This window comes from Actinomycetota bacterium, assembly GCA_030682655.1.
In the GTDB taxonomy this organism is placed as follows: Bacteria; Actinomycetota; Coriobacteriia; order Anaerosomatales; family JAUXNU01; genus JAUXNU01.
In genome coordinates this window covers 26,642-41,515 of sequence record JAUXNU010000054.1, presented here as the reverse complement: position 1 = coordinate 41,515, position 14,874 = coordinate 26,642, and the positions used below count along the sequence as shown (strand labels likewise).

At 63.9% G+C, this 14,874-nt stretch carries 16 protein-coding genes; 4 read left to right on the top strand and 12 right to left on the bottom strand.

Features of this window, described 5'->3' with window-relative positions; translation table 11 throughout:
- Positions 1 to 1,155, top strand: coding sequence for a DUF362 domain-containing protein (locus Q8K99_03195; protein MDP2181559.1), 1,155 nt, complete (start codon positions 1 to 3; stop codon positions 1,153 to 1,155).
- Here Q8K99_03195 and Q8K99_03190 read toward each other — a convergent pair.
- Together Q8K99_03190 and Q8K99_03185 are read right to left on the bottom strand one after the other, a co-directional pair.
- Positions 1,152 to 1,460, bottom strand: a complete 309-nt coding sequence (locus tag Q8K99_03190; GenBank protein ID MDP2181558.1) for a J domain-containing protein — start codon at positions 1,458 to 1,460, stop codon at positions 1,152 to 1,154. The two genes, Q8K99_03195 and Q8K99_03190, sit on opposite strands and share 4 nt — an antisense overlap.
- A 12-nt stretch (positions 1,461 to 1,472) precedes the next feature.
- Positions 1,473 to 3,467: a PBP1A family penicillin-binding protein gene (locus Q8K99_03185; protein ID MDP2181557.1), complete on the bottom strand. Its 1,995-nt coding sequence runs from the start codon at positions 3,465 to 3,467 to the stop codon at positions 1,473 to 1,475.
- Between the two features lie 132 nt (positions 3,468 to 3,599).
- Here Q8K99_03185 and Q8K99_03180 point away from each other — a divergent pair, with 132 nt between their 5' ends.
- Positions 3,600 to 4,259: a hypothetical protein gene (locus Q8K99_03180; protein MDP2181556.1), complete on the top strand. Its 660-nt coding sequence runs from the start codon at positions 3,600 to 3,602 to the stop codon at positions 4,257 to 4,259.
- Here the strand turns inward: Q8K99_03180 and Q8K99_03175 are convergent.
- Positions 4,256 to 5,158: an EamA family transporter gene (locus tag Q8K99_03175; protein MDP2181555.1), complete on the bottom strand. Its 903-nt coding sequence runs from the start codon at positions 5,156 to 5,158 to the stop codon at positions 4,256 to 4,258. The two genes, Q8K99_03180 and Q8K99_03175, sit on opposite strands and share 4 nt — an antisense overlap.
- A gap of 107 nt (positions 5,159 to 5,265) precedes the next feature.
- Between Q8K99_03175 and Q8K99_03170 the strand changes: the two genes are divergently transcribed.
- The gene (locus tag Q8K99_03170) at positions 5,266 to 5,670 is read left to right on the top strand and encodes a VanZ family protein (protein MDP2181554.1); all 405 of its coding nucleotides are present in this window, start codon (positions 5,266 to 5,268) and stop codon (positions 5,668 to 5,670) included.
- 37 nt (positions 5,671 to 5,707) lie between these two features.
- Here Q8K99_03170 and Q8K99_03165 read toward each other — a convergent pair whose 3' ends face one another.
- The 3 genes from Q8K99_03165 to Q8K99_03155 form a co-directional block, all read right to left on the bottom strand.
- The gene (locus Q8K99_03165) at positions 5,708 to 6,235 is read right to left on the bottom strand and encodes a hypothetical protein (GenBank protein MDP2181553.1); all 528 of its coding nucleotides are present in this window, start codon (positions 6,233 to 6,235) and stop codon (positions 5,708 to 5,710) included.
- A 76-nt stretch (positions 6,236 to 6,311) separates the two neighbouring features.
- Positions 6,312 to 7,034 (bottom strand): DUF5667 domain-containing protein, encoded by a 723-nt coding sequence (locus tag Q8K99_03160; GenBank protein ID MDP2181552.1) that lies wholly within the window; start codon positions 7,032 to 7,034, stop codon positions 6,312 to 6,314.
- Positions 7,027 to 7,593: an RNA polymerase sigma factor gene (locus tag Q8K99_03155; protein MDP2181551.1), complete on the bottom strand. Its 567-nt coding sequence runs from the start codon at positions 7,591 to 7,593 to the stop codon at positions 7,027 to 7,029. The genes Q8K99_03160 and Q8K99_03155 overlap by 8 nt, the downstream gene beginning before the upstream one ends.
- Positions 7,594 to 7,742: 149 nt before the next feature.
- Between Q8K99_03155 and Q8K99_03150 the strand changes: the two genes are divergently transcribed.
- On the top strand, positions 7,743 to 9,194 hold the full coding sequence (locus Q8K99_03150; GenBank protein MDP2181550.1) for a radical SAM protein: 1,452 nt from the start codon (positions 7,743 to 7,745) through the stop codon (positions 9,192 to 9,194).
- Between the two features lie 46 nt (positions 9,195 to 9,240).
- Here Q8K99_03150 and Q8K99_03145 read toward each other — a convergent pair whose 3' ends face one another.
- From Q8K99_03145 to Q8K99_03120, 6 genes are all read right to left on the bottom strand, one after another.
- A complete protein-coding gene (locus Q8K99_03145) occupies positions 9,241 to 10,347 on the bottom strand; it encodes a PilT/PilU family type 4a pilus ATPase (protein ID MDP2181549.1) in 1,107 nt (368 codons plus the stop codon).
- A gap of 95 nt (positions 10,348 to 10,442) precedes the next feature.
- Positions 10,443 to 11,360: an NlpC/P60 family protein gene (locus Q8K99_03140; protein MDP2181548.1), complete on the bottom strand. Its 918-nt coding sequence runs from the start codon at positions 11,358 to 11,360 to the stop codon at positions 10,443 to 10,445.
- A gap of 181 nt (positions 11,361 to 11,541) precedes the next feature.
- Positions 11,542 to 12,456: a peptidoglycan-binding protein gene (locus Q8K99_03135; protein MDP2181547.1), complete on the bottom strand. Its 915-nt coding sequence runs from the start codon at positions 12,454 to 12,456 to the stop codon at positions 11,542 to 11,544.
- 8 nt (positions 12,457 to 12,464) lie between these two features.
- On the bottom strand, positions 12,465 to 12,806 hold the full coding sequence (locus Q8K99_03130) for a hypothetical protein (protein ID MDP2181546.1): 342 nt from the start codon (positions 12,804 to 12,806) through the stop codon (positions 12,465 to 12,467).
- Positions 12,807 to 12,830: 24 nt separating this feature from the next.
- The gene (locus tag Q8K99_03125; protein ID MDP2181545.1) at positions 12,831 to 14,324 is read right to left on the bottom strand and encodes a sensor domain-containing diguanylate cyclase; all 1,494 of its coding nucleotides are present in this window, start codon (positions 14,322 to 14,324) and stop codon (positions 12,831 to 12,833) included.
- Positions 14,325 to 14,358: 34 nt separating this feature from the next.
- Positions 14,359 to 14,874: a chemotaxis protein CheD gene (locus tag Q8K99_03120; GenBank protein ID MDP2181544.1), complete on the bottom strand. Its 516-nt coding sequence runs from the start codon at positions 14,872 to 14,874 to the stop codon at positions 14,359 to 14,361.

The following is a 14,874-nucleotide window of genomic DNA, read 5'->3' as shown; positions in this document are numbered from 1 at the left end:
ATGAGTACGGTCTCGATTTCGCGCTGTTCAACGTACGACGCTGCGGAGCTGCAGGAGTCCCTCGAGCGCGCCATGGCTCCGCTCGGGACCATGTCGGCGTTCGTGGCACCAGGCCAGAAGGTGCTTCTCAAGGTCAACTTGCTCGCCAAAGCCGAGCCCGAGAGGGCGGTGACGACCCATCCTGAACTGGTTCGCGCTCTGATCCGCTCGGCGCGCGCCGCGGGCGGGATCGTCACGGTTGGCGACAGCCCCGGGGGACCCAACACTGCGGGCATGGTCCGCGGGATCTTCCGGACCTCCGGGATCGCCACGGTGTGTGCCGAGGAGGACGTACCCCTCCTGCTCTTCGACGACGACGTCGTCCGAACCACCGGGGTCGCTCATTCGCTCTACGGCTCGTTCACTCTCGGACGGGCGGTCGTCGAGACCGACGTCCTGATCTCGGTCCCGAAGTTCAAGACCCACGGGTTCATGATGTTCACTGGCGCGGTCAAGAACCTCTTCGGGTGCGTACCCGGGCTCGAGAAGGCCCAGTACCACCTCAAGGTGCCGGAACGTGAAGACTTCGGCGCGATGCTAGTGGATCTCATGCAGGCGTGCAAACCGGCGCTAGCGGTCATGGACGCAGTCGTGGGCATGGAGGGAGACGGCCCCGCAGGCGGCAGTCCCAGGGAGATCGGCGCCCTGATCGCTTCGGCCGATTGCGTCGCCCTCGACGTCGTTGCGTCTGCGATGGCAGGCTTCGACCCCATGGAGGTCTACACGAACGCGGCAGCAGCCCGCCAAGGTATGGGCCCTCGGTCTGCCGAGGAGGTGCAGGTCGTCGGCGAAGACTGGCATCGCCTGGCGCCCGAGGCGTTCGCCCTGCCCGCTCGCGACGTCGGGCGTCGCATGCCCCCATGGCTTAAGACCACCTTGCGTGGGTGGACACTCGCCCGGCCGGTTCTGGAGAGCGCCGCAGGTTGCACCAAATGCGGTACCTGCGCTGAGAGCTGCCCGGTCGATGCAATCGTCGTGGGGTCGAACGGCCCCACATTCGACCGCGACACGTGCATCCGGTGCTACTGCTGCCAGGAGCTGTGTCCCCCGCAGGTCATCGGCTTGAAGACGCCGCCGATGGCACGCCTCATGACACGGGCGCGCCGATCCCGCTAGCGGACGCGCGAGCGGGTGAACGCCTGATCGAACCACAACCCGAGTAGTCCTTTGGACATGAACTGCTCCCACGCGCTCGCGCCTTCCGCGACAGGAGACAGCGTCTCAGTGTATCGTCTCCTCGCCTTCGGGTCGGAGAGGACTCGATACGCTTCGTTGATGCGCTGCATGCGCGCCGTCGCAGCGGGGCGGTGTTCGGGCGCAACGACGTCGGGATGGTACTTCAGACACAGCGCCTTGTATGCACGCTCGACCACCTCGGGTTCGGCGTCGCGCGAAATCTGTAGTGTCCTGTAGTAGTCCATTCGACCTTCCCGTCAGTGGCGATCGCACGCCGCCTTTGGCACCAGCTGCGGATCGAGATACATCTCGATCGGGTCCGGGCACCTCTTGTTCGCAAGCTTCATGGAATCCGGACACACCCGCACGGGGATTCCGGTCTTGGGAGAACCCTCGCTCGACTTGGTCGGCGGTGGCGTCACGGCCGACCTCTGATGCTTGAGAGCTACCGCCATGAACTCGCGCCATATCTTCGCAGGGATGCTTCCGCCTGTCACCTTGATGCCATGGACGTTCGTCATGTCGATCTGACCTTCGCGGTAGCCGACCCACACCGCACACGATACGTCCTCGGCATACCCGACGAACCACGCGTCGCGGTATGACTGGGTCGTTCCGGTCTTTCCGGCGGACCACACGCCGGGGATCCTGGAGTCCACTCCCGTCCCATTCTCTACGACATCGTGAAGCATCAGGGACGCTTCCACTGCAGTGGACCGGGAGAGCGCGGGAGTCGATTCTCGCGGTGGTTCGTAGACGGTCTCGTCACGATCGTTTGTGACCTGCATGATGCCACTTGGAGGAATCCGGTTCCCACCGGTCGCGAGGGTGCCGTATGCCGACGCCATCTCAAGCGGCGTGACGCCCTGCGTGAGACCGCCAAGAGCGATGGCGGGGTTCGCCTCGATCGGACTCGTGATTCCCATCTTGTGCGCGGTGTCAACGACGTCCTGGGGTCCGACCTTCATGATCAGCCGTGCGAAGACGGCGTTGACCGACCAGTTCGTGGCCGCGCGAAGAGATAGCCGGCCCTTGGTGACCTGGTTCTCGTAGTTCTGCACGTTCCAGGTGCCGTCTTTGACCTGGACACTGTACGGGGATGCATCGAAGACCTGTTCGGGGCGTATGCCCTCTTCGAGCGCCCTCACGAGTACGAACGTCTTGAAAGCCGAGCCGGGTTGCCTGCGGCCCTGTGATGCAAGGTTGAACTGGTTGGTCTTGAAGTCGCGTCCTCCCACCATTGCGATCACGCGCCCCGAGCCATGCTCTATTGCCACGAGAGCGCACTCGGGGTCGCCCGGTGCGCCAAGGTTGGCCGCCGCGACCTTGTCCGCTTGCCTCTGCACGGCAGGTTCCAGGCTTGTCTGAACCCGCAACCCGCCCTTGAAGACCGCGTCGGCCCCGAGTTCGCGAAGCAGTTCCTGCTTCACGTACTCCACGAAGTAGGGAGCAAGGTCCGGAACGTCCTTCGGCGGTGCCACCACAAGCGGCGCCTGGCTCGCCTCAAGTTCCTCGGCTGTGTCGATGAATCCCCGGTCTTCCATCTTGGCGAGAACCAAGTTCCTGCGTTCGAACGCGTCGTCCGGCTCATCGATCGGCGAATACTGACCGGGCGACCTGATCACTCCCGCGAGCATCGCACATTGCGGGAGTGTGAGTTCGGAGACGTTGGTGCCGAAGAAGCGTTGAGCCGCGCTCTCGACACCATACTCGCCGTGGCCGAAGTAGACGGTGTTCAGGTAGGTCTGGAGGACCTCGTCCTTGTCGGCTCTCGCTTCGAGCTGATATGCGAGTAGGGCTTCACGAATCTTGCGGGTAAGGGTTCGCTCGCCATCCGTGAACATGATCTTGACGAGTTGCTGGGTGATGGTGCTGCCGCCCTGGGTGATCGCGCCCTCCTCGGCGTTCGCCCGGAAAGCACGCATGACGGCCTGACCGTCGACCCCGTTGTGGCTGTAGAAGCGCTCGTCTTCGATCGCGACAACCGCGTGGCGGAGATCCTCGGGAATCTGATCGAAGGAGACTACCGTGCGGTCCTCCTCGCCATGCCACTCAGCGAGTACACTTCCGTCGGCTGCGTAGACGATCGAGGTTCGGGCGGCCTGAAGGGTCCGGTTCGTGACGTCCAGTTCGGGTAGCGTGGCCGACAGCCGATAGAGGTACGCGCCGCATGCCAGCAGCAGAACGAACAGGGTGCCAAGACCGACAGCGGTAACCTTGAGTATCGTCGCAAGACGGCTCGAGACGAGCACCGGTACCTCCAAGCGATGACACACGTCGAGTACACTCACACCGGCGAGCAAGTCCTGCGCCTTGTGCGCGCGGAGCCGCCCCGTTTCGACCGATTCGAGGTACCTGGTACCCGCAGGAACGAGGCTCAGAACATGGTATCACGCCGCAGCGACGACCCAGTCGTCTCCCGGTTCGCGAACGGAGCGCGCGTCCTCTTCGAGGCGTGGCGCGCACTGCTGACCGACGCCCTCTCTGCGTCGACACGGCTGGCGCGTCGCGTGGGTGCGATCTCACGCGGCAGCCTGTCGCCGATCGCGAGGGTTCCCGGGCTCCTCGCTCGTTCGCCCGGGCGGGGTTGCGAGCCCTTCGACCGCGCCGACGCACGTGTGGCCGCCTCCTGCGGCGCCCTTGCACTCCTCGGCGGGGCAGTAGCAGCGGCCGGTCTGGGACTGTGGCAGTCACGCACACCCGGCGAGCTCGCCGCGGTGATCGTCGTGGTTCTTTGGGCACCCGGCCGGCTCCTCGTGATGCGCGTGGCGGCCGAGCCGGGAAGCGACGTGGAGCGCGTGGCTGTGACTGCTGCGTGGGGCCTTGGCCTGCTGCCCTTCGGTCTGGCGCTCTGGCCCGCCACCCGGGCAATGGCATGGGTGGCATCGGCAGTGATCGTGCACCGCGCCATCCGCTGCGGGTTTGACACGCGCGACAGCCGATGGATATGGGCCTGGACCTTCGGCATCGAGCTCGTCGCGCTGCTTGCGGTGTGGCTGCTGAGGAACCTCCACGTCGCCGCGCTGCTATTCGGCGGCGGCTAGACGGCAGGCATTTCCTCGACGCGCCTCGCAACCATCTCGGCAGCGACAACGCCCGCCAGCACCAACCCCGCTCCGATCCACTGCACCGGCGTCAACCTCTCGCCAAGGAGAACCGCGGCAAGTGCGATCGTGAACAGCGGTTCGAACGTGGAGACGATCGCAGCTTGAGAAGGACCGAGCGTGCGCAGCGCGGCGAGGTACAGAACGATCGCGATGAAGGTCGGAAACGCGACGATGGCCGCAAGCAACAGCCATACGTCTGCCGACCAGCCCGAAACCGACAGCGATGTCCCGGTCGCGCATGCAGCTCCCCCGGCCAGCACGGTCGTGAAGAGGAACATGTACGCCATCAGGCCTGAGCGCGTACGTCCGGGAAGCCACCGGTGGCTGAGAACGCTGAAACTCGCATAGGCGACCGCCGCACCGATTCCAAGAAACACGCCCGGCCACGCCACTGTGCCGTGCGAACCGAAGGGGTCAGCGACAAGCGCACACCCCGTGAATGCCACCAGCACGGCCAGCAACCGCGGAGAGCCAGGACGCAAGCCGAGGAACGCCCACTCGGCCAACGTCACGATCGCCGGATACGTATACAGCAGGATGCCCACGACCGCGGCGGGAGCGAACGTGAGCGCGAAGAAGAAGCAGATCGACGCGGCACCGTAGCCGGCGAACGACAGTACTGCGAATCTGCCGATATCGCCCGGGCCCACACGCAGGGATTCCGGCTTCCGGAGGACCAGATAGCCGCCAAGGAGAACGGCTGCGAGTCCGAACCGCCATGTGAGGAGCTGAAGGGGCTGCGCTCCGCGCTCGTACGCGAGCGTCGTGAGCACCGCAAGCGAGCCGAAACACGCCGCCGATGCCACGGCGCCGACAACCGCGGTCTTGCGATTCATCGCCCCTCCGGTCCAGTCGAGTGGAGCCAACACACTCTCACCTGTCGGTCGGAAGCGTCAACCGCCGTGCTAGACTCCTGTGCCATGAACCAGCACCGGGACCCACGATGAACCGCCGCAACCCACCGAGCCTGCGCCGCCGGGCGATTCTCGCCCGCTGGAGCCTGGTGTTGGCCTGGATGGGAGTGATCTTCGCCCTGTCCTCGATACCGGGATCACGGGTACCTGGACGCTTCGGGAACGCGGCCCACGTCGCGGAGTACGCCGTCCTTGGCCTGCTTCTCGTCTTCGCACTGTACCCGGGCACCGTGGACCTGCGCATCATCGCAGTAGCCGTGGCAATCGCGTCCCTCTACGGGATCACCGATGAACTCCACCAGTTCTACGTCCCCGGGCGAGTGCCCGATCTCGCAGATTGGGGTCGCGATACTCTGGGAGCGTGCGCGGGCGCGGTGGCAGCCGCACTCGCCGTGCGGGCCGCCACCGCATCCCGTTCTGCCGGCAGGCGCTGAGGCGCCCGGTGCCGGCCAGCTTGCCAGGGCAAGTCGACTACGCTGCGCCCCCGAGTCCGACCAACCCGAGCATCCACTGCCAGAGTGACTCCAGCCGGGTCGCAACCCGGACCACGATACCCGCTTCGGCCGAATCCTCTTCGAACTCCTCGGGCTCGACGACCGGATCGGGCGCGTCGCCTTCGTCATCGTCAGCCTGTGGTTCGGTGCGCGTGTTCAAACGCGTTCGAACGATGGTTCCGGAAGCCTCTCCGGATTCCTCGCGAATCTGGGCACGAGTGCGGACCTGGTCAGGCCCGTCGCAGTCCTCATCGCACTCGCCGCTCTGGTCCTGGGTCTGCGTGCGGGTCTGCGTCCGAACCTGGGTCTGAGTCGAGCTCTCCGTCTGAGGGGCCGCGACGCTGCCGGTCTGTTCCGCATCACCCTTGGTCGCGCTCTGCACCTGCTTGGCCGAGCCGGCCGCATCCCCGGATCCCGAACCGCCCGCGCCTTGTGCCGCGAATGCCGGTCCAGCCACCAGCATGCATGCAACTAGCGCGGCCAACATCGTGTTCCGTGCGCTCATCCCGTCTCACTCCTCGAGACTCACGCCCCTCCGGTCAGGGAAACGCTTCGGAGCGGCCCGAGGGTACGGGTGGTGACTACGGCGCCCCTGTCGAACGGCCACCCTCCTGCGGAGAGCCGCCCGGCGCGTCCGGGTTCTGCCCCGACCCCGACCCCGACCCCGACCCCGAACCGGAGCCGTCGCCCGATCCACTGGTCGGAGGCTGTTGGGGCTCGCCCTGCTTCGGGGGCTCGGGCTGGACGGGCGTTGCGGTGCCGCCCTTGGGCAGCTCTTCACGCGCACGTTCCTGGACCGGAGCGGGCTGGTCGTCCACCGTCTTCTCGATGGTGCGGGCCTTCTCCTCGGCAGGCTTGCCCTCACCCTCCAGGGCACGGCGCGCCGCCTCCCCGAAGTCGTCTGCGGCTGCGTCGACCGAACCGGCCGGCGCACGCTGCTCTATCAGGCGGGTGAGTTCCTCTGCCCGTTTGCGCGTCATGCCCAAGAGCTGCTCGTCGCGGTTCTCTTCACGCACGGTGAGCGCAACACGGGTCTCCTCGATCGCACGCTTGAGCCCGTAGAGAACATCGCCAGGCATGGCGTATGTCGCGGCGTAGGTAACAGATCCGGTTGCTAGCCCGATGGACACGAACACGGCGGCGGCCCTCATGAATGCACTATGAAACCGTGCCGGGGTTGCGGCCAACCCACGAGACTGCGCCATGATGCGTTCGCGTACGTGTGCGCGGACGTCAGACGGCATCTCCCCGGCCGAAGACCTCACGAGCTCCTCCAGCTCCAGACCCTGCTCTCGATCACTCATGTGTACCTGACTCCTCTAGCATCCGCGCCAGATTCCTGAGCGCGCGATGCTGCAACGCCTTGACCGCTCCTTCTGTCCGCCCAAGCGTTCGAGCGGTTTCGCGGATGCCCATGTCCCAGTAGAACCTGCAGGCGACCACTGCCGCCTGGTCCTCCGTAAGCTCACGTACGCACCTCAGAACCGCTTCGCCATCCACGAGCGACGCAACATGCTCATCGATACGCACCGGATCGGGATCGAGAAACGGCTCGACGTCCTCCTCCGGGTCCGGAGTCCTGCCCCGCTTGCGCAAAGCGTCGACACTGGCGTTGCGAGCGATCCGAAACAGCCACGCCCCGAAGGGCAGTCCCCGGCGGTCGTAGGTCGAAATGGCCTCGAACGCCTTGAGGAACACCGTCTCGGTGACATCCTCGGACTCGTGATAATCGCCGATGCGCGCCCGGACGAACGAGTACACCCGGTCGGCGAAGACGTCGTAGATGTCTCCGAACGCCTCCGCGTCGCCGCGAACGGCCCTGCCCACGAGCTTGTCAACGTACCTGTCGTCCCGTGCGTCCATGCGCGCAGAGGCTCCATCTCTCGAAACGTCCGAACCGACCATCAAGTTACGGGGTGCAGGATGTCGATGATAGAATGAGGGCGGTTCCCCCGCCCCGCCTCGGTGATGAGGCTCCCCGAATTCTAGTGCATCGAAAGCGAGGCTGCCCGATGATACAGCGCGTCGCCCTCGTGACTCCCCCGTACCACAGTGGAGTTGTCGAGACCGCCGGCAGTTGGCCCAACGTGGCCTTCGTCTACATCGCCGGTGCGCTGCGGGCCGCGGGATTCGACCCGGTGATATACGACGCCATGACGGCGAACCACGATCTCGAGACCATCGCACGAGAACTTGAGCGCATCGCTCCCGACATGGTTCTTACGAGCTGCTACACGTCATCCTATCCCAAAGGCGTCGAGTTGCTCCGCATAGCCAAGGAGACTCTTCCCGGGGTCGTCACCGGGATCGGCGGTGTACACGCGCACTTCATGTACGAGGAGGTTCTGGACCTCGACGGCGACGTCGTGGACTACGTGCTTCGCGGCGAAGGTGAGCTGACCGCCCCGGAGCTGGTGGCCTGCCTGACCGCCGGTGAAGATCCCGGCAGGGTCGCCGGCATCGCGTTTCGCGACGCCGGCGGTGTTGTGCGCGCCACTCCGACCCGCCCGCTCATCGACGACCTCGATTCGCTTCCCACGGCGTGGGACCTCGTTGATTGGGACCTCTACAGCTTCTACCCGATGCCTGACACGGGACTGGCGATCGTCTCCTCGTCCCGGGGATGCGACCAGGCATGCTCTTTCTGCAGCCAACAGGTCTTCTGGGAACGCACGTGGCGTGCCCGCAGCGCGGAGAACTTCGTCGACGAGCTTCAGATGCTCAAGGAACGCTACGGCATCGGTGTGATGATGCTCTCAGACGAAACACCGACGCTTGACCGCGTGCGCTGGGAGCGCATCCTCGACCTGCTGATCGAACGAGACCTCGGGCTGCACCTTCTCATGGAGACCCGCGTGGATGACGTGCTGCGCGACGAGGACATCATGGCCCGCTACCGCGAGGCCGGAGTGCACCACATCTACGTCGGGGTGGAGCGAACCGATCAGGCAACGCTTGACCTGTTCAAGAAGAACACGCAAGTCGACATGGGGAAGCGGGCGATCGACCTCATCAACAAGCACGACATGATCTCGGAGACGAGTCTCGTCCTTGGCCTGCCCGATGACACGCCCGAGATGATCCAGGCAACGTTCGACCTGGCCGTGCACTACAACCCGGACCTTGCATTCTTCCTCACGATTGCCCCGTGGCCCTACGCGGACATGTACGCCGAGCTGGAACCGCACATCGTTAGCCGTGACTACGAGGACTACAACCTAGTCGCGCCGGTGGTCAAGCCAACAGCGATGTCGACGGACGAACTCATGAAGCTCGTCATCGACTGCTATCGCAAGTTCTACATGGGGAAGCTGAAGCAGGTTCCGAAGATGTCGCCCTTCAAGCGCGACTACTTCATGATCACGATGAAGCTGCTCATGGAGAACAGCTATCTGAAGCAGCATATGGGAGGTCTGGGCAACATGCCCAAGGAAGTGGAGGCGCTCTTCTCGACGCTTCGGTGACCGGTACCGCAATCCCGCGCGTACGCGGCGTCGCCACGAGAACCCTCTAGTAGATGCCGCTCTCGGCCGCCTTGGTCGCATCCACCCCAAGCTGTCTCACCTTGATCTTGAAGTCGTGCGCATTGGCCGCCATCGCCGTCGCGTCATCGAGGGTGATCTGGCGATCCTGATACAGCGACAGAAGGCTCTGGTCGAAGGTCTGCATGCCGTAGTACTCGCCCTCTTCCATCGCATCTCGTATGAGGTAAGTCTTCTCCGAGTCCGTGACGTACTCGCGAATCGTGCCGGTCATCACCATGATCTCGACCGCCGGAACCAGGCCGCCGTTGATCGAAGGTATCAGGCGGAGCGACACGATGCCCTTGAGTGTGGCCGCCAGCATCAGTCGAACCTGCTTCTGCTGGTAAGGCGGGAAGAAGTCGATGATTCGGTTGATCGTCTCGGTCGCGTCGATCGTGTGCAGCGTCGAGAATACGAGGTTGCCGATCTCCGCGGCCGTGAGCGCCGCGGACACGGTTTCGTGGTCGCGCATCTCGCCGATGAGGATGACGTCGGGGTCCTGACGGACAACGTGCCTGAGCGCGTCGGCGTAGCTTCGCGTATCGATACCGATCTCTCGCTGATTCACGATGCACTTCTTGTCCTTGTGCAGCACCTCGATGGGATCCTCGATCGTGACGATGTGCCCATCGCGCGTGCTGTTGATGTGATCGATCATCGCGGCAAGCGTGGTCGTCTTCCCCGACCCTGCGGTCCCGGTGACAAGAACAAGCCCTCGCGGCTCATCGGCAAGGCGACGGATAACGCCCGGTAGGCCGAGGTCCTCGATGCTCGCCCGTTCGGTCGCCACACGCCGCAGCGTCATACCGATGCTGCCCCGCTGATGGAACACGTTCACGCGGAAGCGCCCGACGCCAGACAGGGAGTAGGCGAAGTCCGCCTCCCTGTGATTCTCGAATGACTCGGACTGACGCTCGTCCATCATGCCCATCGCGAGCGCTCGCGTCTGGTCGGCGGTGAGAGGTTGAAACTCGTCGCGCAAAACAACGAGCTTGCCGTTGAGACGGACCGCCGGAGGGCTTCCCGCCTTGACATGCAAGTCCGAGGAGCCCCTCTCGGTCATCAGCTTCAGAAGACCGTCGATCTCTGCCATCGCGTCACCGTACCTTCGTCGGGCCTGCCAAAAGAAGAATACCGCATGAGAGGTCCCATGCGGCATCCGGAAGTCACATACGGCGACGAGACTCGCTAGGGCCTGCAGGCTCCGGCATAGTCGCCCCGGCTCAACGGATCGATGCTCACAACGTCTCCGGTGTGGGGTGCGTGGATGTACATCCCGCCGCCAACGTAGATGCCTACGTGGTGGATCGGAGATCCGAAGAAGACGAGGTCGCCTGGTTGCAGATCGCTACGCGACACTCGCTCGCCGTGTCCGATCTGCGCCCGTGACGAGTGGGGAAGCGAAACGCCCACCTGCGAATACACGAACATCGTGAAGCCGCTGCAGTCAAACGAGTTCGGGCCCGAAGCACCCCAACGATACGGAGCGCCGAGGTAGCGTTTGGCGACATCCACGACCTCGCCGCGGGCAGCACGTGTGGGAGCAGGGAAGCTGCGTTCGGGTGCGTACGAGCGCGACCGGGACACGGCGGCCGCTGCCGCTGCAGCGCGTGCGCGATCGGCTGCCTCGATGGCGGCGATCTCATTCTCAAGACCCGTCAGCATGCTCTTGCGCTGTGCCAGGTCGCCCTCGATCGAACGCTTCCTGGCAGACATGCGGTCAAGGACCTTCTTGGCCTCACCTTCACGGGACGCGAGCTCCTTCGCCACGATCTCCGCCTCTGCCTTGGTCTTCTTGAGTTCGACCGTTGCATCCGCATCGTGGCGGTTGATGTCAGTCAGGAGATCCCATGTGGCGGCAAACTCCTCGAAGTCATTGGCGCCGAGAAGCACCTCCACGAAAGAGAGTGGTCCGTTGCGATACATTGAGTTGGCGCGTGTCGACAGCATCGTCTGGAGCTGGTCGATGCGCTTGTTCGTCTTCTTGAGCTTCGCCTTCGTGGAGCCGATCTGGCCCAGAAGGTCTGCATGAGTGGCGTACGCTTCGTTGTACGCCTCAGCCGCAACCTCGACCTTCGCATCGAGATCGTCGATCTGCTTCTTCACACGAATAGCCTCGCCACGCTTGTCGCTCATCGTCGGCACAGCGACTGCAGGCGAAACGCCCATGGCGAGAACTAGCACCAGCGCAAGGGATAGGGTCTTCAGGTATCGTGCTGTCAGGATGATTCCTCCATAGGCACTCGGTTTCAGTTCAACCGCCGTATACTAGCACGTCAAGGGGCATTCAGGCGAGTGCCACGCACAGGGCGTCCAGAATTCGGACGGCGGTCCGCTGGCGGTCCCTCTCGTTCATATCGGACGCCTGGTCCACTGCGACACACAGCTCAACGGAACCCTCTGGCCGGGAGCCCAGGGCAATCAAGATGCGGGCCGCCAACGCGGCTCCCTCGTCGCTCCCGGCCTGAACGACGGGCACACCACCACCGTCGTGAACGCAATCCCCCACAATCCGCAGGAAAGCGAAGGCCCCTGCTGCAATGCCGGCTTCCGATAGCGACACCCTCGCCTCTTCTGTAGTGGCACGAGCGAGGTTGACCACACGCTCGGCGATGTCCAAGGTGGCCGCACTGTCTCCGGCGAAAGACAATGGGAATCTGCGCAGCACGTCGCATGCGCGCGCCGCCGCGACTTTCGCTTCTCGAGGCGTCGAGACGTCCTTCCCTTCCCACACGTGTCGGAGCCCGACGACGGTCCGCACCGTCTCAGGACCAACGATTCCGTCGGCAGGCTGGCCGCAGTTGAGCTGGAACTCGCGAACCGCACGCTCTGTGTAGGCGCCGAAGATGCCATCAGGCTGCCCGGAGGAGAAGCCCAGGGTATTCAGCGCCTCCTGCAGCCCGGCGACATCGCGACCGTGGAAGTACGGCAGCCGCAGGTACAGCATGCGATCGCCGAGGGTGAAGGTCGCATCAACGAGCGCATTCCAGGTCTCGTCGCCAACGACACCGTCTTCCACGAGACCGCGCTCTGTCTGAAACGCGACGACTGCGTCCCGGGTCATGCCCAGGAACACGCCGTCGACGCCGGTCGGCCCAAGCTCGTAGCCCAGGCCGAGAAGACGTCTTTGGATATCTTCGACTGCGGGTCCCCGAACCCCGGGGAGTATCGGTATCACGCTGATCCACACACCTGTCGACACACCGGCCCCTAGCGGGCACCGAAACGACCTCGGAATTTCTCGACGTTTGATTGGAGCTTACCCGCGCGGCCGTCGGCTCGACGCAGAAACCGGTCGATCTCCAAGTCAAGTAACCGGTCCTTGTGATAGGCATACCGTGGCGGACCGTCGTCGAAGTCTAGCACGAATGCTGTACCCAAAATCCCGAGAATGTGCTCCGCCAGCGACGGCGGGACATCGGCGATCGCGGCCACCCTTGATGGCTCAAGCCACTCCTCGGCACGCCGGGTGAACAGTGAGAGGATCTCTCGCACTGCGGTCTCCGTCGTCCGGTCTGGCGAGATCCTCTCGAGTGCCGTTCTCAGGCTCACAGCGGGCTACCCCTTCCGCGCCGCTCAGTTCGCCACAACCACGCGATCCTTCCCATTCCTCTTGGCAGCATACATCGCACGGTCTGCAGCTTCGATGAGGCGGGCCTGACTTGTTGCGTGCGCGGGGTAGGTCGCGATTCCTATCGACACGGTCTTCCGGACCGGAGGGATGTCGTCGCCCCCGATGAAATCATACTCGGCCACACTGTCCCGAATGCGCTGGGCAACCAACAGCGCGCCCTCCGCGTCCGTTTCCGGCAACACGACGACGAACTCCTCGCCACCGTATCGTGCGGCCACATCTATCTCGCGCAGATTGAGTTTGATCATGGCGCTGACCGCCTGAAGGACTTTGTCTCCCCTTGGATGACCGAAAGTATCGTTGAAGTCCTTGAAGTCATCTATATCCAGCATGATGAGCGACAGGCGGTGCCCGAACCGATTGGCCCGGCCAAGTTCCTCCTCCAACCGCTGCTGGAAGTACCCGTGGTTGTAGAGTTCAGTGAGCCGGTCGGTTACCGAGAGGCGTTCCAGCTCTCCATGCAGCAAGGCGTTCTGGAGAGACAGCGAAGACTGATTGCCGATGACCTGGAGACGCTCCATCTCAGCCACAGTGAGCTCGCGGTAGCTCGCGCACGCGATCGCCATCACGCCGATGACGTGATCGCCCGTCTTGAGCGGGACTGCGGCCTGCGACCGAACGCTCTCCGGATTCCGCACCCATCCTGCGGAGGGTGACCCGATCCGGACGTCCTGCTCCTGGATGATGCCGTCACGGAATGCCGAGCCAAGGATTGTCTCCGAGACCGAGATGATAGGCTCGAATGCGTCCTCGGCCCACCCCTGGCACGCCCGCAGCCGTAGGGTCCAATCAGTGCGCTCGAAGAGATACACGCAGCTGATCTCGGCGCCCAGGATTCCGTTGGCCCCGTCGACGATGAGACTGCACACGTCTTCGACAGAGCTGTAGCTCGTGAGCGCCTTGAAGAACTCGTGGGTGAAGAAGATCTCGGCGAGCCTGCTCTCTAGCTCCTCATTCGCCCTCTCCAGAGCCTCCTTGCTCGTCTGAAGGCGCCGCTCGTGGCTACGGATCTTGTCGTAGGCCACCTGAAGCTCGACGAAGAGCTTCTCCTGCTCCTCGCCACGCTTCTTGGCAACGAGCAGGTCCCAGACTAGCTCAGAACCGTTGGTGCCGACCATCTCGACATGCTCAGGACGCTGGGACAGAAGTGTCGCATGGGTCGCCGCGTCCTCGGACATGTCGATGATGAGGTCGAGCCCCGGTATCTGGAAGACCTCGGAAACGTCGCGCGTCGCATAGATGCCCAGGTCCTCGGCAAGGCGCACCGCCGGAGCAGCCGCACTGGAGCAGCACACGGCCGCGACATCGATGTTGTCGACCTCGCTGAGGAGCCGCAGGATGGAGGCCGCGCGCAGGCTTCCTCCGACGATCGCGATCGTCAGCTTCCCGCCAGCACTCTGGCGCGAGGGAACGGCGACCACGTCGGCCTCTTCCATAGCCAGACCTTGTACTTCCTGTTTCTCCACTGTCTCACAGTTTCCGTACGCCGTAGAGATAGCTCCGGACCACGTACGTTCCGTTGTCGAGATGCAGCTCTACAGTCCTTGCGTGACTCTCCCCTGTATCTTCGGCAATCACGAGGATGTTCAGTAGTTTCAGCTGCCTGCGAACCTCGGCGACATTCCGCTCGCCAATCTGAGCCAGAGCCGAATCGGTACGGAACATCGCAGCTCCTCCGGCCAGTTTGGCCATGAGGCGGCGGCGCGGCGACCCGGCCTCCGAGAGCATCGAGACAAGCCTGGGAATAGCATTCGAGGCAAATCGGTCCTCGCTGGCGACCAGACCGCTGTCGAGCGGCATCGGGAGCATTATGTGGGCAAGTCCCCCCTGCCTGAGCGTTGCGTCGTAGAGCGCAACGCCCACACAAGACCCGAGTGCAGGCGTCATCAGGTACTTGGGGTACTCGGCGATTGCCAGCATTCCGACCCCTACCTCGACAAGGTTGGGGTCACTGTAGTTGACAGTCGCGCTGTCAGTTCCTTTCAT